Here is a 19,802-nt window from a genome sequence, read left to right on the forward strand (position 1 = left end):
CAAGAGAGAGTGTGAGGGTGCTCGTACTCGTCGCTCCCGGCCAAGGCGCCCAGACGCCCGGCTTCCTGACCCCCTGGCTCGAACTCCCCGGCGCCTCCGACCGCATCGCGGCCTGGTCCGACGCGATCGGGCTCGACCTCGCCCACTACGGCACGAAGGCGGACGCGGACGAGATCCGTGACACCGCCGTGGCCCAGCCCCTCCTCGTCGCCGCCGGTCTGCTGTCCGCGGCCGCGCTCGGTGACGTGAAGCCCGGCGTCGTCGCCGGCCACAGCGTCGGCGAGTTCACCGCCGCCGCGTTCGCGGGCGTCCTCGACGACACCGCCGCGCTGCGCCTCGTCCGCACCCGCGGTCTCGCGATGGCCGAGGCCGCCGCGGTCACCGCGACGGGCATGTCGGCGCTGCTCGGGGGCGACCCCGAGGTGACCGTCCCGCATCTGGAGAAGCTCGGCCTGACCGCGGCCAACGTGAACGGCGCCGGCCAGATCGTGGCCGCCGGCACCCTCGAGCAGCTGGCCGCCCTGGAGGCGGACAAGCCCGAGGGCGTCCGCCGGGTCGTCGCGCTCAAGGTCGCGGGCGCCTTCCACACGCACCACATGGCCCCGGCCGTGGCGACGCTGGAGGAGGCGGCGAAGGAGCTGTCGCCGGCCGCCCCGGTCACCCGCTACGTCTCCAACAAGGACGGGCAGGTCGTCGCCGACGGTGCCGAGGTCGTGGCCCGTCTGGTCGGCCAGGTCGCGAACCCGGTCCGCTGGGACCTGTGCATGGAGACCTTCCAGGAGCTCGGCGCGACCGCGCTGATCGAGGTGTGCCCCGGCGGCACCCTGACCGGAATCGCCAAGCGGGCGCTGCCGGGGGTGGCCACGGTCGCCCTCAAGACTCCCGACGACCTCGACGCGGCCCGTACGCTCATCGCCGAGCACGCGGCCGTCTGACAAGGGAGTGCCGAGAAACATGTCGAAGATCAAGCCCAGCAAGGGCGCCCCCTACGCACGGATCCTCGGTGTCGGCGGTTACCGCCCCACCCGGGTCGTGCCGAACGAGGTGATCCTCGAGAAGATCGACTCGTCCGACGAGTGGATCCGCTCGCGCTCCGGCATCGCGACCCGCCACTGGGCGTCCCCCGAGGAGACCGTCACCGCGATGTCGGTGGAGGCCTCGGGCAAGGCGATCGCCGACGCGGGGATCACCCCGGAGCAGATCGGCGCGGTCATCGTCTCCACGGTGTCGCACTTCAAGCAGACCCCGGCCGTGGCCACCGAGATCGCCGACAAGGTCGGCGCCGGCAAGCCGGCCGCGTTCGACATCTCCGCCGGCTGCGCGGGCTTCGGCTACGGCCTGACGCTCGCCAAGGGCATGATCGTCGAGGGTTCGGCGGAGTACGTGCTCGTCATCGGTGTCGAGCGGCTCAGCGACCTGACGGATCTGGAGGACCGCGCGACGGCCTTCCTGTTCGGCGACGGCGCCGGTGCCGTGGTCGTCGGCCCCTCGGACGAGCCGCACATCGGCCCCACGGTCTGGGGTTCCGAGGGCGACAAGTCCGAGACGATCAAGCAGACCGTGCCGTGGAACGAGTTCCAGGTCGGCGACGTCTCGAACCTGCCGCTGAACTCGGCCGGCGAGATCAAGTTCCCCGCCATCACGCAGGAGGGTCAGGCGGTCTTCCGCTGGGCCGTCTTCGAGATGGCGAAGGTCGCCCAGCAGGCCCTGGACGCCGCCGGCATCACGGCGGACGACCTGGACGTCTTCATCCCGCACCAGGCGAACATGCGGATCATCGACTCGATGGTGAAGACTCTGAAGCTGCCGGAGCACGTCACGGTCGCCCGTGACGTGGAGACCACCGGCAACACCTCGGCCGCCTCGATCCCGCTCGCGATGGAGCGGCTCCTGGCGACCGGGAAGGCGAAGAGCGGCGACACCGCGCTCGTCATCGGCTTCGGGGCGGGTCTCGTCTACGCCGCCACGGTCGTTACTCTCCCCTAGGCACTCCGGACCTTCCGGAAGCCGTTTCCCTCAGTACAGACACAAGAAGGAGCGCCACCATGGCCGCCACCCAGGAAGAGATCGTCAAGGGTCTCGCCGAGATCGTCAACGAGATCGCCGGCATCCCGGTCGAGGACGTCGAGCTCGACAAGTCCTTCACCGACGACCTGGACGTCGACTCCCTGTCCATGGTCGAGGTCGTCGTGGCCGCCGAAGAGCGCTTCGACGTCAAGATCCCGGACGAGGACGTCAAGAACCTCAAGACGGTCGGCGACGCCGCCGACTACATCCTGAAGCACCAGGACTGATTCGGCCCCTGCCGACTCGGTCCACGCTGACTCGGTCCGCCACCCGGCGGTGGCGCCGTATTCCGACCATCACACACATGGAGAACGAATTCCTGTGAGCTCGACCAATCGCACCGTGGTCGTCACCGGTATCGGCGCAACCACACCGCTGGGTGGCGACTCCGCGTCGACCTGGGAAGGTCTTCTCGCGGGGCGCTCCGGCGTCAAGCCCCTGGAGGGCGAGCGGTTCGCCGAACTGCCCGTCCAGATCGCGGCGCTCGCCGCGGTCGACCCCGGCGACGTGCTGCCCCGCCCGCTCGCCCGCAAGCTGGACCGCTCGGCGCAGTTCGCGCTGATCGCGGCCCGCGAGGCCTGGGCCGACGCGGGCTACACCGCCCCGGCGGGCGAGGACTCGTCCGTCGCCCCCGAGCGGCTCGGCTCCGTCATCGCCTCCGGCATCGGCGGTGTCACCACGCTGCTCGACCAGTACGACGTGCTGAAGGAGAAGGGCGTCCGCCGCGTCTCCCCGCACACCGTGCCCATGCTCATGCCCAACAGCCCCTCCGCGAACGTGGGTCTGGAGGTGAACGCCCGGGCGGGCGTCCACACCCCCGTCTCCGCCTGTGCGTCGGGTGCCGAGGCGATCGGCTACGCCGTCGAGATGATCCGTACCGGCCGTGCCGACGTGGTCGTCGCCGGCGGTACCGAGGCCGCGATCCACCCGCTGCCGATCGCCGCCTTCGCCAACATGATGGCGATGTCCAAGAACAACGACGAGCCGACGAAGGCCTCGCGTCCCTACGACACCGGCCGTGACGGCTTCGTGCTCGGCGAGGGCGCCGGCGTCGTGATCCTCGAGTCCGAGGAGCACGCGAAGGCCCGCGGCGCCCGCATCTACTGCGAGGTGCTCGGCCAGGGCCTGTCGGCCGACAGCCACCACATCGCGCAGCCCGAGCCGACCGGCCGGGGCATCGCCGCCGCGATGCAGAACCTGCTGGACTCCACGGACCTCAAGCCGTCCGAGGTCGTCCACCTCAACGCGCACGCCACGTCGACGCCGCAGGGCGACGTCGCCGAGATCAAGGCGCTGCGGAAGGTCCTGGGCGACGACCTGGACCACGTCGCGATCTCCGCGACGAAGTCGATGACCGGTCACCTCCTCGGTGGCGCGGGCGGCATCGAGACCGTCGCGACGGTCCTGGCGCTCCACCACCGCGTGGCCCCGCCGACGATCAACGTCGACGACCTGGACCCCGAGGTCGAGGCCGACATCGTCCGCGGCGAGCCGCGCGAGCTCCCGCAGGGCACGATCGCCGCGATCAACAACAGCTTCGGTTTCGGCGGCCACAACGTGGTGCTGGCGTTCCGCACGGTCTGACCCGCGCTCGACGCGTGAGGCCCACCCCCCGGTCGGGGGGTGGGCCTTCGTCGTACGGCGGGTCGGCGCAGCGCGAACGCCGCCGTTCCGCGCTCATCAGGATCTGGTCGAGGACGACGTGGCCGCCGGTGACGGGGACGATCTCCTCCCGCTGGGCGAAGGCGACCAGGAGGCGTCGCGGACGACGGGCCGGGGCCTGTCGCCGTCGCCCGGAGCGTCAGACGACCTGGTGCAGCCAGCGGACGGGGGCGCCCTCGCCCGCGTACCGGAAGGGTTCCAGCTCGTCGTCCCAGGGCTTTCCGAGCAGCTTGGCGATCTCCGCCTCCAGTTGGGTCTCGCCCTGCGCGGAGCGTGCGAGGGCGGCCCGCAGCCGGTCCTCGGGGACCAGGATGTCGCCGTGCATGCCGGTGACGGCGTGGAAGATGCCCAGGTCGGGGGTGGCGCTGTAGCGCTCGCCCTCGGCGGTGGGGCAGGGTTCCGCGGTGACCTCGAAGCGGAGCATCTGCCAGCCGCGGAGCGCGGAGGCGAGCTTGGAGGCGGTGCCGGTCTGGCCCTGCCAGGAGAACTCGGCTCTCCAGGTGCCGGGGGACGCCGGCTGGCGGATCCAGTCGAGCTGGACCCTCGCACCGAGGACACCCGCGACCGCCCATTCGACGTGCGGGCACATCGCGCGCGGTGCGGAGTGAACGTACAGGACTCCACGTGTCGTCACCGGGACCTCCAGTGTGGGACGAGGTTCGCCTTTCCCAGCGGCCTCAGTAAACAGCATCAGGAGATGAACATCGCAAACCATCTAAAAGGGGACAGCATGTGACGTGATGTAATTTACCGGAGCCGGTCGGCAAAGGCGCCTCTGGTTCGACGGGGGAAAAGCTACCGTGCCGCGCCGTCATCGGTGTGACGTACGGTCGGTCCGGGGGCGGGTGAACACCAAGCTTTCACCCGCCAGGACGCCGAAGGAGGGGCCGGGTATGCGCGGCCGACGCCGATTCCGTACCGCTGTCGCCGCCGCGACGGCCGCGCTGCTGTGCGGCGGGGTGCTCTCCGGCTGCACGGCCGGGGACCCGCGGCAGGCCTCCCCCGTCGAGGCGGCCACGCCGGCGCCGAAGCCGAGACCGACGCCGTCCTGGGACGTCTCCCCCACCTCCGTCGCGGCCGTCGGCGACTCCGTGACCCGCGCCTTCGACGCGTGCTCCGTCCTCGCCGACTGCCCCGAGGCGTCCTGGGCGACGGGCACGGACACCGCCGTCAACAGTCTGGCGCTGCGGCTGCTCGGCCCGGAGAAGGTGGCCACCCGCAGCTGGAACCTGGCCAGGACGGGTGCGCTGATGGCGGAGCTCCCCGCACAGATGGCCGGGGCGGCGGCCGAGAAGCCCGAGTTGGTGACGGTGATGATGGGGGCGAACGACGCCTGCCGGGCCACCCCGGACCTCATGACCCCGGTCGCCGATTTCCGCGCCTCCTTCGAGGCGGCCCTCGCCCGGCTGCGGGCGGGCGCGCCGAAGGCGCAGGTGTACGTGGCGAGCGTCCCGGACCTGAAGCACCTGTGGTCGACGGGGCGGGTGAGCCCGAGGGGACTGGAGGTGTGGAAGCTGGGGATCTGCGGCGCGATGCTGGCGAACGCGGAGGACCTGGGTCCGGTGGCGGAGCGGCGGCGGGCGGCGGTGCGGGACCGGGTGGTGGCGTACAACGGGGTCCTGGAGGAGGTCTGCGCGAAGGACGCGCGCTGCCGGTACGACGGCGGGGCGGTCTTCGGGTTCCGCTTCGGCGGCGGGCAGTTGAGTCCCTGGGACTGGTTCCATCCGAGCAGGGACGGGCAGGCGCGGCTCGCGGAGCTGGCGTACCGGCGGATCACGGAGGAGTGAGGGGCCCCGGGGCGGTTGTCAGGTGCCGCCCCGGGGCCGGTCGTGGGGGTGTCCGGCGGGTCAGATCTCCAGGGTGGCGGTCAGGCGGCCGTCCGTGAGGGAGCGGGCCGCGACGACCTCGTACGTCCCGGTGACGAGGGTCCAGTCGTTCTTGTCCTCGTCCCAGATCTCGAAGGCGCGGCGGGGCAGCGCGATCTCGGCCTCGACGGTCTCTCCGGCCCCCGCCTCGACGCTCGCGAAGCCGGCGAGCCAGCGGGCGGGGCGCTCCACGGGGTCCGACACGGGGGCCAGGTAGATCTGGACGGTCTCGCGGCCCGGCCGGTCGCCGGTGTTGGTGATCCGGACGGTGGCCGTGTCGGGGGTCGCGGCCAGCGAGTCGTACGACCAGGTGGTGTAGCCGAGGCCGTGGCCGAAGGGGTACGCGGGGACGGTGCCGGCCCTGTCCCAGGCGCGGTAGCCGATGAAGACGCCCTCGGCGTAGTGCAGTTCGCCGTCCGTCGGGGTGACCTCGGTGACGGGGGCGTCGGCGAGGGCCACGGGCCAGGTGGTGGGGAGGCGGCCGCCGGGCTCCTCGGCGCCGGTGAGGACGTCGGCGAGGGCGGCGCCGCCCTCCTGGCCGGGGAACCAGCCGAGCAGGATCGCGGCCACGTCCTCGCGCCAGGGCAGTTCGACCGGGGAGCCGGCGTTGACGACGACCACGGTGTTCGGGTTGGCGGCGGCCACGGCCCGTACGAGGTCGTCCTGGCGGCCGGGGAGGGCGAGGTCCTTGCGGTCGAAGCCCTCGGACTCGACGCGCTCGGTGGTGGCGACGACCACGACGGCGGTGTCGGCGGCGCGGGCGGCCTCGACGGCCTCGGCGATCAGTTCGTCGGGGTCACGGCGGGGACCGAGGTGGACGAAGGAGAACATGACGGCCGGGAGCGGGGCCGCGAACTCCTTGTCCAGGGTGTGCAGCAGGGAGACCTCGACGGTCTCGCCGGCGGTGAGCACGACCTTGCCGCGCTCGACCGGGGAGCCGAAGAAGGCCTCGAAGGGGTCGGTCTCGGGGCCCATGACCTGGGTGCCGTCGAAGACGGTCCGGCCGGCGACGGTGAGGGTGAAGGCGCCGAGGCCGCGGGTGCCGAAGGCGTGCTCGCCGGACTCGCGCGGGGTGAAGGTGCCGAGGACCTCGACGGAGGCGAGGGCCTCGTGGGTGGCGCCCGCGGGGAGGTCGTCGCCGATCCACTGGACCTGGCCGTTGGGCAGGGAGCCCTCGCCGATGACGTTCCCCGCGGCGTCGCGGCAGCGGGCGCGGAGGGTGAACCCCGGCGAGACGGAGCCGGCGGGGGCGAGTTCCTCGCTGGGGTCGGCGCCGACGCAGAAGGTCAGGGAGCCGTCGGGGAGGGCGGCGGCGAGGCCGTCGAGCGGGGAGACGACGTGGTCGGGGAAGACCTGGGCGGAGCCGCCGCCGAGGACCCGGGCGTCGCGGGCGGCGGCGCCGGAGAGGGCGACGGTGCCGCTCTTCAGGGGCAGGGCGCCGTTCTCGTTCCGTACGAGGACGAAGCCGCGGCGGGCGATCTCGCGGGCGAGGGCGTCGCCGTCGACGGCGGCGGGGTGTTCGGTGACGACCGGCGGGGCGCCTTCGAGGGCGCCGACGCGGGCGGCGAGCCGCAGGACGTTGCGCACGGCCGTGTCGACGGCGGACTCCTCGACCTCGCCGGCGCGGACGGCGGCGGCGAGGGCCGGGCCGTAGACGGTGACGGGGCCGGGCATGGCGACGTCGAGGCCGCCCGCGATGCCGGCGGTGGTGGAGCGGGCGGCCATCCAGTCGGAGACGTTGTAGCCGTCGAAGCCCCACTCGCCGCGCAGGACCTCGTTCACGAGCTGGTGGTGCTCGGTCATCGTGACGCCGTTGACCTGGTTGTAGGCGGTCATGATGCCCCAGGGGCGGGCGTTCCTGACGATGGCTTCGAAGGGGGCGAGGTAGAGCTCGCGGAGGGGGCGCGGGGCGATCCTGTTGTCGACGGTGAAGCGGTCGGTCTCGGCGTCGTTGGCGACGAAGTGCTTGACGGTGGTGCCGACGCCGCCGTCCTGGACGCCCTGGACGTATCCGGTGCCGATGGCGCCGGTGAGGTACGGGTCCTCGCTGTAGGCCTCGAAGTGGCGGCCGCCGAGCGGGGTGCGGTGCAGGTTGACCGTGGGCGCGAGGAGGACGTGGACGCCCTTGCGGCGGGCCTCCTGCGCGAGGAGCCGGCCGGCGCGGCGGGCGAGCGCGGGGTCCCAGGCGGCGGCGAGCGCGGTCGGGGACGGGAGCGCGACGGACGGGTCGTCGGCGGTCCAGCGGACGCCGCGGACGCCGATGGGGCCGTCGGACATGACCAGGGACTTCAGGCCGATCTCCGGCAGGGCGGGCAGGGACCACATGTCCTGGCCGGCGAGCAGCCGGGCCTTGGCGTCCAGGTCGAGCTTGCCGAGCGCCGCCTCGACGGCCGCGTTCCTCACGGTCTCCGCGGTGTTCTCCGCCATGGCCGTACCTCCTCGTTGACGTACCGGTGACCCCGATGCGCCCATCGTGCACACACCTACCTGTAGATCGGTAGGTTAAGTTACCTTTCCGTTACTCGCGGAACGGGACGAGCGGGTACGGTCCTCTCGGACGGGACGGACCACGCGGAAGGAGGCCACGGCGATGGTGCGGGCCAGGAGCGAGGAGCGGCGCGCGGACATCCTGCGCGCCGCCCTCGAAGTGATCGCCGAGCGCGGCTACCGGGGCGCCACCCTCGGCTCCGTCGCCGAGCGCGTCGGGCTGACCCAGCAGGGACTGCTGCACTACTACCCGACGAAGGAGGCGCTGCTCGTCGCGGTCCTGGAGGAGCGCGACCGCTGGGACACGAGCGGGGGCCCCGACCGGGAGGGCTGGCGGCTCGACCTCCTGGAGTCGCTCGTCGAGTACAACGCGATGCGGCCGGGGATCGTGCAGACCTTCTCCGCGCTGCTCGGCGAGAGCGTCACGGACGGGCACCCGGCGCGGGAGTTCTTCACCGAGCGGTACACGCAGGTGCGGGCCAACATGGCGGCCGTCCTGCGCCTGGAGTTCGGCGAGCGGCTGCCCGGCGGCCTCACCCCGGAGCGGGCGGCACCGCTGCTCACGGCGGTGATGGACGGCCTCCAGTACCAGTGGCTCCTGGACCCGTCGGCGGTGGACATGCCGGGCGCCTTCCGGGACTTCCTGCGACTGCTGCGGGGGGACGAGGACAGCCCTTAGGAAGGTGGGGACGAGGGACCGGCGGGACTCGAATCCGCGGGGTGCGGCCGCCAGGTCCGGCGACCGCCCGCTCTCCCCGGGCGTCGGGGACCTCCTCCGCCCGGCTCCGCGACGGACCGCTCCGCCACGGCCCCGCGCCCTGCGGCGCCGCACCGCCGCGCCGCCGCACCGCCGCACCGGATCCTAGGAGCGCGCCGCCGCGGGCCTCCGGCGGGTCATCGCGGCCAGGTCCTCGCCGAGCAGCGCCGGGTCCGCGGTCAGGGACGCGTGGACGGCCTCCAGGACGGGGAGTTCCGCCACCGCCGTCGCCAGGGCGACGTCCTTCGCGGCCAGGGCGACCGGGAAGTGCGAGCCGGTGGCGGTGGCCCGGCCGACGGCGCCCGCGAGCGGGCCCTCGCCGAGGGCGCGCAGCGCGAGTTCGCGGGGCAGGCCGAGGGAGCCGGCGAGCGCGAGGGCCTCGGCGACGACGGCGACCCCGCCGATGACGGCGTTGATGAGGACGAGCTTGAGGGCGGCGCCCGTGCCGGGGTCTCCGCAGGGCGTGACGGTGCCGAGCCTGTCGAGGACGCCGGCGACGGGCGAGGTGTCGCCGCCCGCGAGGATCAGCAGCTCGCCGGCGGCGGCCCGGTCGACGCTGCCCATGACGGGCGCGTCGACGAGGGTGACCCCGGCGGGAAGCCGGGCGGCGAGGGCGGCCACGGCGTCCGGCCCGACGGTCGAGGTGTCGATCCAGTGGGTGCCGGGGCGCAGCGCCGGGATCAGCTCGTCCGCGACGGCGAGGGCGGCGGCCGGATCCGCGAGCATGGTGACGACGACGTCGGCGCCCCGGACGGCCTCGGCGGGGGTCGCGGCGCGGACGGCGCCGTCGGCGACGAGGGCGTCGGCCTTGGCGGCGGTGCGGTTCCAGACGGTGAGCGGGTGCCCCGCGTCGAGGAGGCGGCGGGCCATCGGCAGGCCCATGGACCCGAGGCCGAGGAAGGCGATCCTCTGCGAAGTCCTCTGCGGGGGCTGGGTGGTGGTCTCCATGGGCCCGACGCTAGGACCGGCCGGCTCATGCGACAAGCGAATGTCTAGCATGGCCTCCATGCCTGTCTCGCATGGTCTGTACGAGGCGTTCCTCGCGGTCGCCCGCGCGGGCTCCTTCACCGCCGCCGCCCACGTCCTCGGCTACACGCAGTCCGCGGTCTCCCGCCAGGTGCAGTCCCTGGAGGAGGAGATGGGCACGGAGCTGTTCGAGCGGCTGCCGCGCGGGGTGCGGCTCACCGAGGCGGGCCGGGTGCTGCTGCCGCACGCCGAGGCGGTGCGGGACCGGCTGGTCGCGGCCCGGGCCGAGCTGGAGGCGCTGCGCACGCTCGACGGCGGGCTGCTGCGGCTCGGGGCCTTCTCCAGCGCCACCGCCTCCCTCGTGCCGCGCGCGCAGGCCGCCTTCCGGGAGCGCCACCCGGGGGTCGTGGTCACGCGCGTCGAGGGGCCGTCGGTCAAGCACCTCGGCCTCGTGGTCGCCGGGGAGGAGGACCTGGCGGTGGTCAGCCCGGCGGCCGCCGCTCCCCCGCCGCCCGGGGTGACGCTGCACCACCTGCTCGACGAACCGATGCTGGTGGCCCTGGAGCGGGGGCATCCGTACGCGGGGCGGCGGGCCGTGCGGCTCGCGGAGCTGGCCGACGAGGAGTGGATCGTCGGCCACGAGCGCCTGGAGGACACCCTGTTCCGTCCGGTCGTCGCCGCCGGGTTCCGGCCGCGCACGGGGCTGCTCGCCCACGACTGGATCGCCAAGCTGGGGGCGGTGGCGGCGGGCCTCGGCGTCACGCTCGTTCCCGCGCTCGCGGCGGCCTCGGTGCGCCGGGACGTCGCCCTCGTCACGATCCACCCGGAGGACGTCCCGTACCGCCGGATCTGCGCGGCCGCGCCCGCGACCCCGACGGTCGCGGCGACCGCGTTCCTGGGCCTGCTCCGCGAGACGGCGGAGCAGCTCATCCCCGGCTAATACCCTCCGACCGGCCTTGATCCTTACAGCAGGGGGCGGGATGATGGCCGTCATGTTCGTCGCAGCCACCCAGTTCACCCCGGTCGCCGGGGACATCGACGCCAACGTCCGTACGATCGCCGGTCTGGTCCGGGCGGCCGGGGCGGAGGGGGCCCGTGTGGTCGTCTTCGCCGAGCTCTGCCTGACCGGGTACGAGCCCTCCCTGATCCGGGACACCCCCGCCCTGGTCCTGACCGAGGACGACCCCCGCCTCGCACCCGTACGGGAGGCCTGCCGGGACGCCGGCGCGGCGGCCGTGGTCAACGGGCCGGTGCGGACGGGGGATTCGGAAGGACCGAACGGTTCCGTCGCCGGGATAACCTCGCTCGTGATCGGCCCGGACGGCTCGCTCCTCGCGCGCTACGACAAGCAGCACCTGTACGGGGTCGAGGCGGAGGTCTTCGAACCGGGCACCGCCGACGGGCGGTTCGCACTCGACGGGGTCCGGTTCGCCCTGGCCACCTGCTACGACAACCGCTTCCCGGAACTGGCCGAGCGGGCCGCCGCCGACGACTGCGCGGTGTACCTGGCGAGTTCGGTGCTCTCCGCCGACAACGACTCCTTCGAGGAGGTGTATCCGGTGCGCGCCCGGGACTTCGGTCTGCACGTGGTGCTCGGCAACGTCCTGGGACCCAACGAGGACGGGGTCGGCGGAGGCGGGGCCGGTGCCTGGGGCCCGGACGGCGGGCGGATCGCGGACGCGGGCCCGGAGAAGCCCGGTTTCGTGCTCGCCGAGGTGCGCTGACGCGGAGAGGCCGGGCGGCCGTGGGACACACGGCCGCCCGGCTCCGGGGCGCCGTCACGGAACCCCCGGTCCGCGACGGCGCCCGCCCCCGTCACGGGGCGCTCGTCCCCTTACGGGACGCTGATCCCCTTACTCCGATCCCCTTACGGGGCGGTCAGGCCCAGCGTGTACGCGCCGGAACCGCTGTACGCGTGGACCACGTACCGGTAGTAGCCCGCGGTGCCGTAGTAGCTGGTGTCCTCGTCGGAGGACGCCGTGCCGCCGACGGCCACGTCCGCCCACGTCGACCCGTTCCACTTCTGCAGGTACAGGTCGAAGTCGGTGCCGGCCGGACCGCGCAGGCAGCCCACGTGGGTGCCGGAGGTCGCCGAGTAGTAGTACGAGCCGTCCGGCTGGGCCTGGGCCTGTCCGGAGGACAGGGTGCCCTGGTAGGTGTGCTCGGTGCTGTCGCAGCCGGTGGGCGGGGTCGTGGTGCCGACCGACAGCTGGTAGGTGACCGTGTGCGTGGCGGAGCCCTTACCGGTGACGGTGATCGGATACGTGCCGTTGGCGGTGCCCGCCGCCACCTGCACGGTCATCGTGGACGAGGAGCCGGAGGTCACCGAGGAGGGGCTGAAGGAGACGGTGACCCCGCTCGGGGCGCCGCTCGCGGAGAGCTGCACGGTCTGCGCGCTGCCGCCGGTGGTGGAGGTGTTCACCGTGGAGGTGACGGAGGCGCCCGGCTGCACCGAGCCCGAGGACGGGTTCAGGGCGAGCGAGAAGTCCGGGGTGGTGGTGCCGCCGCAGTCGGTCTCACCGGACTGGGCCGGCACGCCGACCGCGTTCCAGGCCGCCTTCACCGCGTTGCACTCGGCGCTGCCGTAGGTGTTCTTGGCCGTGCTCAGCGTCGCCCTGCGGGCGGCGGGGTGGTTCCAGGAGGAGGTCTTCATCAGCAGGGCGCCCATGAAGATCTTGCCGGCCTTCTGGATGCCGATGCCGGTCACCGAGGACGGGCCGCCGGAACATATCGGGCTGCTGGGCTTGCCGCCGCCCGGGTTGGAGCCCTCGGCGAGCAGGTAGAACCAGTGGTTCTGCGGGCCGGCCGCCGCGTGCACCTCGGTGCCGGAGGTCAACTGGGTGTAGCAGTTGGGGTCGTTGTTGACGAGCGAGGGGTTGTACATGTTCCGGATCGGCTTGCCGTCGCCGAAGAAGTTGACCTTCTCGCCGACCGTGTAGTCCGGAGTGTCGTTGGGGTTGTTGGCGTAGTGCTCGGTGAGCGCGCCGAAGATGTCGCCGGTGGACTCGTTCATGCCGCCGTTCTCGTTGGACGAGCCGGCGGAGCCCGGGGTCCGGTCGAAGATCTCGTGGCCGTACTCGTGGGCCACGACGTCGATGCCGGTGAGCTGGTTGGAGCCGGTCTGGGACCGCCCGTAGGTCGTCTTCGTGCCGTCGTAGTACGCGTTGACCTCGGCGAGTCCGGCGCGGGCCGGGACCATGCCGCCCTGCCCGTTCTGGCCGTTGTAGCCGAACCACTCCTTGAGCATGGAGTGTTCCTTCTGCGCCGCGTACATGATGTCGACGCAGGCGGTCACCAGGTCGTTGGCGGTGCCGTTGCCCCACGGCGAGGAGCCGGTGTAGGCGCTGCCGTTCTGCCCGCCGCACTTGAAGCCGCCGCGGGTGGTGTCGGTCATCGAGGTCGCGGCGGTGTCGATGGTGACGTTGCCGTTGTGGTAGCCGCGGCCGTCGGCGTGCAGGATCTTGTCGGTGGCGCGGGCGACGGCCCCGGTGCGCGCGTCGACGTACGTGTCGAGGGAGCTCGGGGCGTCCTGCGCGGTCCGGCCGATGACCAGGGTGTGCCAGGTGAGGACGGCCTTGCCGCCCTTGAGGAGCACGGTCAGCTCGGGGGCGCTCGCGCTCTCGACCGAGGCCAGCTGCTTCCGGGCGGTGGCGAGGGCCGCGTCGGCCGTCACCTTCGCCTTCGTGGACAGCCGGATGGCGGGCGCCGGGGCGCCGGTGACCTCGCGGACCTTGCCGGAGCTGTCGGAGACGACGACCGCGTCGCCGCCGACGACCGGCAGGCCGCGGTAGGTGCGCTCGTACGCGGCGTAGTACAGGCCGTTCGCCCAGGGGGTGACGGACGTCCGGACGAGGTCCTCGTCGGCGCCGTGCCGCAGCTCGTCGAGGCCGCTGCTCGCGGCCTCGTCGGCGGCGGCGAGGGCGAGTGCCTTGCCGTGGCCCGGGGGTACGGGCCGCGCCTGCGGGGTCGCCGCGGTCGCCGGTCCGACGAGGGCGGTCGCGAGGCTCGCCGAGAGCGCCAGGGCGGCCACGGCCGCCGTGAGTCTGGTCGGGTGCAACGTCGTGCTCCGTTCAAGGGTGGGGGAGACGGATCATCGCGCCGAGTATGGGCGTGGACATGGCCAGTTCGGGACATCTCATCCGGCATAAGACGCGGGTTATGGTGCGCCCGTGCGCCCCTGCGTACGCTGCTGAAATGCAGCTGGAATTGAGGCATCTCGAAGCCGTCTGCCGGATAGCGGAAGCGGGCAGTCTGGGGCGGGCCGCCGGGCGGCTCGGGGTCTCGCAGCCGGCCCTGTCGGCGCAGCTGCGGCGCATCGAGCGGGTCGCCGGCGGGGAGCTCTTCCTCCGCGGCCGGCACGGTGTGGAGCCCACTCCGCTGGGCGAGTTCGTGCTCGCCAAGGCGCGGCTCGTGCTCGGCGAGATGGACGCGCTGGTCGCCGGCGCCCGGGCCGTCGCCCCGCACACCCCGCTGCGGCTCGGCTGCATCCTGCTCGTCCTCGTCGACCGGCTGCTCGGGGAGCTGGAACAGGTCGTGACGGGGCGGGAGATCACCGTCACCGTGGAGCACTCGGCGACGACGCTGACCCGGCAGCTCGGCGCGGGGCGGTACGACGCCGTCCTGTACGGGGAGGTCAACGACCACGAGGTGCCGCTGCCCGAGGGGACGACGGCCCGCACCCTCGTCCCCAAGGAGCCCTTCTGCGTGCGGCTCTCGGCGGAGCACCCGCTGGCCGGCCGGGAGCGGATCGCGCTCGCCGAGCTCGCGGGCGAGTCCTGGATGACGCTGGTGGAGGACGACGACGGCGGCCCCGAGGCGCTGGTCGCGGCCTGTGAGAAGGCCGGGTTCACCCCGTCGCTGCGGCACCGGGTCGCCGACCGCAAGATGCACTACGACCTGATCGCGGCGGGCCGGGCGATCTCGATGAGCCAGCCGACCGCCCCGGCGGCGGAGGGCACGGTGCTGCGTCCCCTGGAGGGCGACCCGGTGACGGGGCGGATCCGGCTCGCCTGGAACCGGGCCGCGGTACCGGCCCCGCAGGCGGAGCTGCTGTACCGGGCGGCGGCCCGCGCGTATCTGGCGGACGTCGGCAACAACGCCTTCCACCGGGCCTGGTGGGACGCGCGCCCGGAGCTGCACCCGGTCCTCGGCGACTGAGGACCGGGTGCGGTACGGGGCTACCGGTAGGAGACGTCCGCGGCCGAGTAGCGGCAGGTGGTGCCGTCCGGGCCGGTGCCGATCTCCTTGGGCTCCTTGCCGGTGCTGTTCCCGGTGAAGCGGGTGCACGGCTTGGTCTTCCGCTCGGCGTCGCCGTGGATCCGGATGTTCCGCAGGGTCGCCGTGTCGCCGTAGTTGGCGTTGACGCCGACGATCGACCTGCCGGGCGCGATGACGTCGACGTCGTTGATCAGGACCGTCCGCGCGTACTGCTTCCTGCAGTTGCCGCAGGAGCGGACGAGCTTGCCGAAGTCGGAGACCTGGAACCTGGTCACGACCAGCTTGCCCGCGCCGTTGAACTGGAAGACCTTGTCGGAGGCGCTCCTCGCGCCGCCGCCGTACACCGCGTATACCGACGAGGCGGAGGTGCCCTTGAAGGTGGCGGCGTCCTCGCCGACGTTCTCCCACCAGACGTTCTGGAGGGTGCAGCTGCCGAGGCAGTGGACGCCGTCGGCGGCCGGCGTCCCGAGGATCACGTTCTTGAGGACGGCGCCGTCCTCGAGGACGAAGACCGGCTTCTGGCTCTCGTCCTGGCCGTCCGAGCCGAGCTCACCGGTGCCGTGGAAGCGCTTGAGCCCGCCGTCGTAGGTGCCGGAGACCTCGATGGTCGTGGCGACCGGCTTGTCGCCCTTCGCCTCCGGCCAGGCCGCGACGGCGTCCGCCGCGCCCGCCGGTGCGAGCAGACCGCCGGCGACGACGGCCGCGCCGGTGATGCCGAGGGCGCTGAGGCCGCCGATGACCGCGCGCCGGCGACCCGTCTTCCGCTTGTGTGGCGTCATGTGTTCCTTCTTCAGTGGGGGTGGTGGTGCACCCCCTGGTCGCCACCGGAGGAAGGAAGGTTGCCGCCTTCTTGATCGTTTTTCCGGCCGTCCTTCCGGGAGTCCTCGTCCGCGTCGTCACCGGCCGTCTCGCCCCGCAGGTCACGGACCATCAGGGTGGCCCCGGCGACCGCTCCCGGCATGAGGAAGACCGCGACGAACGGGACCAGGAAGGCGAGCGTCAGCGGAACGCCGAAGCCCAGGGCGGCCATCCGGCGCCCGCGCAGCAGCCGCAGCCGCTCCTTGAGCTCGACGCCCCGGCGCTGGAGCGCGACGGCCGTCAGCTCCTCGGCGAGGAAGAAGCCGGAGACGCAGAAGCCGATGGCGGGGACGACGGTCTGGCCGACGACGGGGATGAACCCGCAGGCGAAGAGCAGGATGCCGTAGAACGCGACCCGCACCAGGATCCGCAGGCTGTCCCGGGCCGAGATCCACAGTTCGCGCCAGAGCGGCAGGCCCGACTCGGGGACCTCGCCGCCCTCGCTGCGGTCGACCTCCTCGGAGAGCGACTCGTAGAAGGGCTGGCCGACGAGGAGGGTGACGGCGGTGAAGGTGATCACCGCGAGGAAGAGCCCGAAGGCGAAGACGAGCCCTGTCAGGGCGCCGCGGAAGATCCCCTGCCAGGGCGAGGACCAGTCGTCGGCGAACGGCGTCGCCCACGCGGTCAGGTCGTCGGCGCCGTAACCGAGGCCGACGAGCGCGCCGGCGTAGAGGACGAGCGTCACGAGGCCGGGCAGCAGCCCGAAGCCGAACCAACGTCCGTGGCCGCCGACCCACTTCTGGCCCCGCACCAAGTAACCGAAACCCGCCCCGAAATCACGCATGACGATCACCCTATCGGGGCCCCCGGGACCGGCCGGGCGGCCCCCGCGCTCAGCCGGAGCAGGCGAGCGGGAAGGCCGCGGCCTCCGTGGCGGCCCGGACGGCGAGGACGACCGGGTCCGTGCACTCCGGCCGCGGCGGCCCGGCCGGCCGGCGCAGGGCGTCCAGGAGCCAGGTGAGCGCGGCATCCGGCGGATGCCGGGGCACGGCGCCGGCGAGCGCGTACCCGTGCACCGGGAACAGCCCGAGGACCCGGCGCCGCACGGGCATCAGCAGACCCTGAGCGAGCAGCTGGTCCCGGGTCCCCTCCAGCACCTCGGGGCCCAGCCGCTCGATCCAGCCGCGTGGACCGCGCCCCCGCTCGGCGAACAGCAGCCGGCCGAGCACGAGGTCGACGACCGGGTCGGTGCAGCGCCCCGCGCCACGGACCACGACCTCGTCGTGCGAGACGCTGATCCGTCCCTCCAGGACGAGTTCGAGGAGGGCGGCGCCGGCCGCGCCGAATCCCAGCTCGGTCCGGAACGTCCGGGAGCGCAGCCGGGGGTCCTCGTGGGCCGCCAGGAGCAGCCGGGCGGGCAGCGGGCTTCGCGGGGCCGGGGGCGGTGTCATGCGGGTCAGACGCCCAGGCGCTGCTTGACGTCGGCGAAGAACGGGATGTGCCGGTAGTCCTTCGCCGTCTCGTCGTAGTCGGTGTAGGCGTTGGTGAACGCGAGCAGGGCGGCCTTCACGTCCGCCACGGACTCGGTGTGGATGCGCCGTTCCACGGTCACGATCTCGTTCAGGAAGCGGGTCAGGACGGCGGGGAGCTCGGGCGCGAGGTGGATCCGGTCGCCGCGCAGGGCGATGCCGCCGTTCTCGAAGAGGTAGTTGAAGAGCAGCTGGGAGGCGACGGCGTCGTAGTTGGGCCGCGGGATGCCCTCGACGGCGTAGCGGAGCAGACGTTCCGCGAGCATGTACTCGTAGGCGCGGCGGGCCTCGTCGGCGGGGAGCCCGTCGTCCTCGAGGCAGACCAGCATCGAGGAGACGTCGACGCGGAGTTCCTCCAGGCCGGCGAGCGGCTTGAGCTTCTTGGCGTGGAGATAGTCGGGGATGGGCATGTCGCCCTGCCGGTGGTGGAACTCGTGCAGCCGCACCCACCAGGCGGACGCGGATTCGACGAGGTCGTCGTCGGCGTCCTGGAGGAGCGGGAAACTGCCCGGTGCCATCACCCCGTCGATCATCTTCCGGGTGATGCGGTTGTGGCGTTCGACGAACTTGTTGATGAAGTAGAAGATCAGGTCGTCGGGTTCCTGCCGACCGTCCAGGTGGTTCTCCGGGAAAAGGGCCACGACGACCCGGGACTGGAATCCCTCGGAGCAGGCGGTGATGTTCACCGGCATCGTGTTGCTGGCGTACCGCTCGGCCAGCAGCGGGTGGGTCGGCAGTGTCTCGTACGTCAGGTAGTCCAGCGACAGCCGGGGGAAGTAGGAGGCGTCGAAGTAGGAGAAGATGTGCTGGTCACGCCGGTTGTTGATATGGGCCTTGGTGCGCAGCAGCCGGGGTTCGTCGGCGAATCCGCGCAGGTCTTCCATGAGGGCCCGGGCGATGGGCTGTTCTCGCAGGTGCGGTGCGTTCTCCAGCTGTTTCAGCAGCCCGTCGAGGAATGCGGGATCGCGGGGATCGGCTTTTCGGTCCAGGCTCTGGCGTATTCCGTCGACCTCGTCGATGACCCGCTTGATCTCTTCGCTCATGTCACTGGCCCCCTTGTCTGGGTGGGATAGTTCTGGCGTTTCCAGTACTCCAGGCCGCCGATCATCTCCTTCACCCGGAATCCGGCACCCGCGAGCGCGGCGGCGGCCTTCGTGCCGGCATTGCAGGCGGGGCCCCAGCCGAACGTCACGTAGAGGGGCGCGGGATCGAGCCCGGCGAGGACGTCGGCCGTCATCGTGGGGTGCGGCACGCTCCGCGCGCCGGGCAGCGTCTCCTCGCGGTACGCGGCCTCCTGCCGGGCGTCGATCAGGACGAAGCCGGGCACGCCGTCGGAGACGTCGTGATGGACGTCGAAGGGGTCCGTCTCGCAGGCCAGCCGGGCCCGGAGGAAGTAGTCGAGCGCCTGTCCGGGCTCGGCGGCGGGGACGGCCAGCACCCGTGAGGCGGGTGAGGGCCGTCGGGGTGCTGTCGGTGCCGCAGCCGTGTCAGCCATCCGTGTCATCCATGAAGGTCATCCATCCGTTTCATCCGTTCGTGTTCTCCTCGGCGTCGTCCTCGGCGAGCCAGTTCTCGATGAGGAACTTGCCGATGGAGTCGGCGCGGTAGACGTGCCCGGCGTCGATGTGGGCCCGCAGTTCCGCCGCCGTGAACCACCGCGCGTCCACCACCTCGGCACCGTCGACGCGGACGGTGTCCGAGGCGGCCTCGGCGCGGAACCCGACCATCAGGCCCGCCGGGAAGGGCCATGCCTGCGAGCCCTGGTAGACGATGGACTTCACCTGGACGCCCGCCTCCTCGAAGGCCTCGCGCCGCACGGCGTCCTCCAGGCCCTCACCGATCTCGACGAAGCCGGCGAGGGTGCTGAAGGACTGCGGACCCGACTGGGCGTGCCGCGCCAGCAGGCAGCGCCGGGGTCGGCCGGCCAGCTCGATCAGCATGATCACGGCGGGCTCGATGCGCGGGAAGAGGAGTTTTCCGCAGTCCCGGCAGACCCGCAGGTGACCGCCGTGCCGGGAGTCCGCAGGGCCGCCGCAGGCACCGCAGAACCGCTGGTTGCGGTTCCAGTGCAGCAGGCCGCGGGCGTAGGCGAGCAGGCCGGCCTCGGCCATGCCGATGCCGGCGACCAGCTGCCGCACGTCCTGGACGGCGTCGGCGCCCGCCAGGGCGCGGGCCCGGTCCTCCGTCAGCGCGGACAGGTCGGCCGCGAAGACCGCCTCGTCGCCGTCGAGTCCCAGGAACACCGGCTCGGCGGCCTCGTCCAGCAACGGGCCCGCGTCGGAGACCCTCCGTACCACCGGCGTGCCGCCCCGCGTGAGGCACTGGTCGCGCCACATCGGGAGCACCCGGGTGCCGGGGAGGGAAGCCTGCGCGGCGACCCAGGCGGCGTCGGAGCGGCGGTCGCCCGCCCGGTCCAGCTCAAGTCCGGTGTAGTGCACGGAGGGACTCCTGTCG

General features: G+C 72.7%; 19 protein-coding genes. 9 read left to right on the plus strand and 10 right to left on the minus strand.

What is annotated here, in order from left to right; genetic code table 11:
* The first annotated feature begins 17 nt into the window (after positions 1–17).
* The 4 genes from K7G60_RS05985 (at position 18) to fabF (ending at position 3,651) form a co-directional block, all read left to right on the plus strand.
* Positions 18–935: an ACP S-malonyltransferase gene (locus K7G60_RS05985; protein WP_225799732.1), complete on the plus strand. Its 918-nt coding sequence runs from the start codon at positions 18–20 to the stop codon at positions 933–935.
* A 19-nt stretch (positions 936–954) separates the two neighbouring features.
* Positions 955–1,986, plus strand: a complete 1,032-nt coding sequence (locus K7G60_RS05990; protein WP_225799733.1) for a ketoacyl-ACP synthase III — start codon at positions 955–957, stop codon at positions 1,984–1,986.
* Between the two features lie 59 nt (positions 1,987–2,045).
* Positions 2,046–2,294 carry an acyl carrier protein gene (locus tag K7G60_RS05995; RefSeq protein WP_225799734.1) on the plus strand — a complete coding sequence of 83 codons (249 nt, stop codon included), beginning with the start codon at positions 2,046–2,048 and terminating at the stop codon, positions 2,292–2,294.
* Positions 2,295–2,388: 94 nt separating this feature from the next.
* On the plus strand, positions 2,389–3,651 hold the full coding sequence (gene fabF / locus K7G60_RS06000) for a beta-ketoacyl-ACP synthase II (protein WP_225799735.1): 1,263 nt from the start codon (positions 2,389–2,391) through the stop codon (positions 3,649–3,651).
* Between the two features lie 217 nt (positions 3,652–3,868).
* On the opposite strand, the gene K7G60_RS06005 is transcribed toward fabF, so the two are convergent.
* Positions 3,869–4,363 carry a DUF3145 domain-containing protein gene (locus K7G60_RS06005; RefSeq protein ID WP_225799736.1) on the minus strand — a complete coding sequence of 165 codons (495 nt, stop codon included), beginning with the start codon at positions 4,361–4,363 and terminating at the stop codon, positions 3,869–3,871.
* 259 nt (positions 4,364–4,622) lie between these two features.
* On the opposite strand from K7G60_RS06005, the gene K7G60_RS06010 reads away from it, so the two are divergent.
* Entirely contained in the window at positions 4,623–5,516 is an 894-nt protein-coding gene (locus K7G60_RS06010) for an SGNH/GDSL hydrolase family protein (RefSeq protein WP_225799737.1), read from the plus strand.
* A gap of 60 nt (positions 5,517–5,576) precedes the next feature.
* Here K7G60_RS06010 and K7G60_RS06015 read toward each other — a convergent pair whose 3' ends face one another.
* Positions 5,577–8,021, minus strand: coding sequence for a glycoside hydrolase family 3 protein (locus K7G60_RS06015; RefSeq protein ID WP_225799738.1), 2,445 nt, complete (start codon positions 8,019–8,021; stop codon positions 5,577–5,579).
* Between the two features lie 163 nt (positions 8,022–8,184).
* On the opposite strand from K7G60_RS06015, the gene K7G60_RS06020 reads away from it, so the two are divergent.
* On the plus strand, positions 8,185–8,760 hold the full coding sequence (locus K7G60_RS06020) for a TetR/AcrR family transcriptional regulator (protein WP_225799739.1): 576 nt from the start codon (positions 8,185–8,187) through the stop codon (positions 8,758–8,760).
* Between the two features lie 183 nt (positions 8,761–8,943).
* Here the strand turns inward: K7G60_RS06020 and K7G60_RS06025 are convergent, their stop codons facing one another.
* The gene (locus K7G60_RS06025; protein WP_225799740.1) at positions 8,944–9,786 is read right to left on the minus strand and encodes an NAD(P)-dependent oxidoreductase; all 843 of its coding nucleotides are present in this window, start codon (positions 9,784–9,786) and stop codon (positions 8,944–8,946) included.
* Between the two features lie 49 nt (positions 9,787–9,835).
* Between K7G60_RS06025 and K7G60_RS06030 the strand changes: the two genes are divergently transcribed.
* Positions 9,836–10,744 carry a LysR family transcriptional regulator gene (locus K7G60_RS06030; protein ID WP_374115595.1) on the plus strand — a complete coding sequence of 303 codons (909 nt, stop codon included), beginning with the start codon at positions 9,836–9,838 and terminating at the stop codon, positions 10,742–10,744.
* Positions 10,745–10,796: 52 nt separating this feature from the next.
* Positions 10,797–11,528, plus strand: a complete 732-nt coding sequence (locus K7G60_RS06035) for a carbon-nitrogen hydrolase family protein (protein WP_225799742.1) — start codon at positions 10,797–10,799, stop codon at positions 11,526–11,528.
* Positions 11,529–11,671: 143 nt separating this feature from the next.
* Here the strand turns inward: K7G60_RS06035 and K7G60_RS06040 are convergent, their stop codons facing one another.
* Positions 11,672–13,861, minus strand: coding sequence for a M4 family metallopeptidase (locus K7G60_RS06040; RefSeq protein ID WP_225799743.1), 2,190 nt, complete (start codon positions 13,859–13,861; stop codon positions 11,672–11,674).
* A gap of 137 nt (positions 13,862–13,998) precedes the next feature.
* Between K7G60_RS06040 and K7G60_RS06045 the strand changes: the two genes are divergently transcribed.
* Complete coding sequence (locus K7G60_RS06045; protein ID WP_225799744.1) at positions 13,999–14,961, plus strand: LysR family transcriptional regulator; 963 nt, start codon at positions 13,999–14,001, stop codon at positions 14,959–14,961.
* A 20-nt stretch (positions 14,962–14,981) separates the two neighbouring features.
* Here the strand turns inward: K7G60_RS06045 and K7G60_RS06050 are convergent, their stop codons facing one another.
* Genes K7G60_RS06050 through nudC form a run of 6 tightly spaced genes read right to left on the minus strand, consistent with a single transcriptional unit; the run spans position 14,982 to position 19,786 of the window.
* Positions 14,982–15,800 (minus strand): pectate lyase, encoded by an 819-nt coding sequence (locus K7G60_RS06050; RefSeq protein WP_225799745.1) that lies wholly within the window; start codon positions 15,798–15,800, stop codon positions 14,982–14,984.
* Between the two features lie 11 nt (positions 15,801–15,811).
* Positions 15,812–16,663 carry an EI24 domain-containing protein gene (locus tag K7G60_RS06055; protein WP_225799746.1) on the minus strand — a complete coding sequence of 284 codons (852 nt, stop codon included), beginning with the start codon at positions 16,661–16,663 and terminating at the stop codon, positions 15,812–15,814.
* Between the two features lie 49 nt (positions 16,664–16,712).
* Positions 16,713–17,270: a GPP34 family phosphoprotein gene (locus K7G60_RS06060; RefSeq protein ID WP_225799747.1), complete on the minus strand. Its 558-nt coding sequence runs from the start codon at positions 17,268–17,270 to the stop codon at positions 16,713–16,715.
* A 5-nt stretch (positions 17,271–17,275) separates the two neighbouring features.
* Positions 17,276–18,391, minus strand: a complete 1,116-nt coding sequence (locus tag K7G60_RS06065) for a DUF6421 family protein (protein ID WP_225799748.1) — start codon at positions 18,389–18,391, stop codon at positions 17,276–17,278.
* Positions 18,388–18,843: a rhodanese-like domain-containing protein gene (locus tag K7G60_RS06070; protein WP_225799749.1), complete on the minus strand. Its 456-nt coding sequence runs from the start codon at positions 18,841–18,843 to the stop codon at positions 18,388–18,390. Before K7G60_RS06070 ends, K7G60_RS06065 begins: the two co-directional genes overlap by 4 nt.
* 31 nt (positions 18,844–18,874) lie before the next feature.
* A complete protein-coding gene (gene nudC, locus K7G60_RS06075; protein ID WP_225799750.1) occupies positions 18,875–19,786 on the minus strand; it encodes an NAD(+) diphosphatase in 912 nt (303 codons plus the stop codon).
* Positions 19,787–19,802 lie beyond the last annotated feature (16 nt).

Origin of the sequence: Streptomyces sp. NK15101 (genome assembly GCF_020400725.1) — a bacterium.
Classification (GTDB): domain Bacteria; phylum Actinomycetota; class Actinomycetes; order Streptomycetales; family Streptomycetaceae; genus Streptomyces.

Bases quoted from the DNA above. Each gene is read 5' to 3' on its own strand.
- K7G60_RS06015 (WP_225799738.1), bottom strand. From the start codon at position 8,021: ATGGCGGAGAACACCGCGGAGACCGTGAGGAACGCGGCCGTCGAGGCG.
- K7G60_RS06070 (WP_225799749.1), bottom strand. From the start codon at position 18,843: ATGGCTGACACGGCTGCGGCACCGACAGCACCCCGACGGCCCTCACCC.
- K7G60_RS06055 (WP_225799746.1), bottom strand. From the start codon at position 16,663: ATGCGTGATTTCGGGGCGGGTTTCGGTTACTTGGTGCGGGGCCAGAAG.
- K7G60_RS06020 (WP_225799739.1), top strand. From the start codon at position 8,185: ATGGTGCGGGCCAGGAGCGAGGAGCGGCGCGCGGACATCCTGCGCGCC.
- K7G60_RS06045 (WP_225799744.1), top strand. From the start codon at position 13,999: ATGCAGCTGGAATTGAGGCATCTCGAAGCCGTCTGCCGGATAGCGGAA.
- K7G60_RS06025 (WP_225799740.1), bottom strand. From the start codon at position 9,786: ATGGAGACCACCACCCAGCCCCCGCAGAGGACTTCGCAGAGGATCGCC.
- K7G60_RS06010 (WP_225799737.1), top strand. From the start codon at position 4,623: ATGCGCGGCCGACGCCGATTCCGTACCGCTGTCGCCGCCGCGACGGCC.
- K7G60_RS06030 (WP_374115595.1), top strand. From the start codon at position 9,836: ATGGCCTCCATGCCTGTCTCGCATGGTCTGTACGAGGCGTTCCTCGCG.
- K7G60_RS06065 (WP_225799748.1), bottom strand. From the start codon at position 18,391: ATGAGCGAAGAGATCAAGCGGGTCATCGACGAGGTCGACGGAATACGC.
- K7G60_RS05995 (WP_225799734.1), top strand. From the start codon at position 2,046: ATGGCCGCCACCCAGGAAGAGATCGTCAAGGGTCTCGCCGAGATCGTC.
- K7G60_RS06050 (WP_225799745.1), bottom strand. From the start codon at position 15,800: ATGACGCCACACAAGCGGAAGACGGGTCGCCGGCGCGCGGTCATCGGC.
- K7G60_RS05990 (WP_225799733.1), top strand. From the start codon at position 955: ATGTCGAAGATCAAGCCCAGCAAGGGCGCCCCCTACGCACGGATCCTC.
- K7G60_RS06035 (WP_225799742.1), top strand. From the start codon at position 10,797: ATGTTCGTCGCAGCCACCCAGTTCACCCCGGTCGCCGGGGACATCGAC.
- K7G60_RS06060 (WP_225799747.1), bottom strand. From the start codon at position 17,270: ATGACACCGCCCCCGGCCCCGCGAAGCCCGCTGCCCGCCCGGCTGCTC.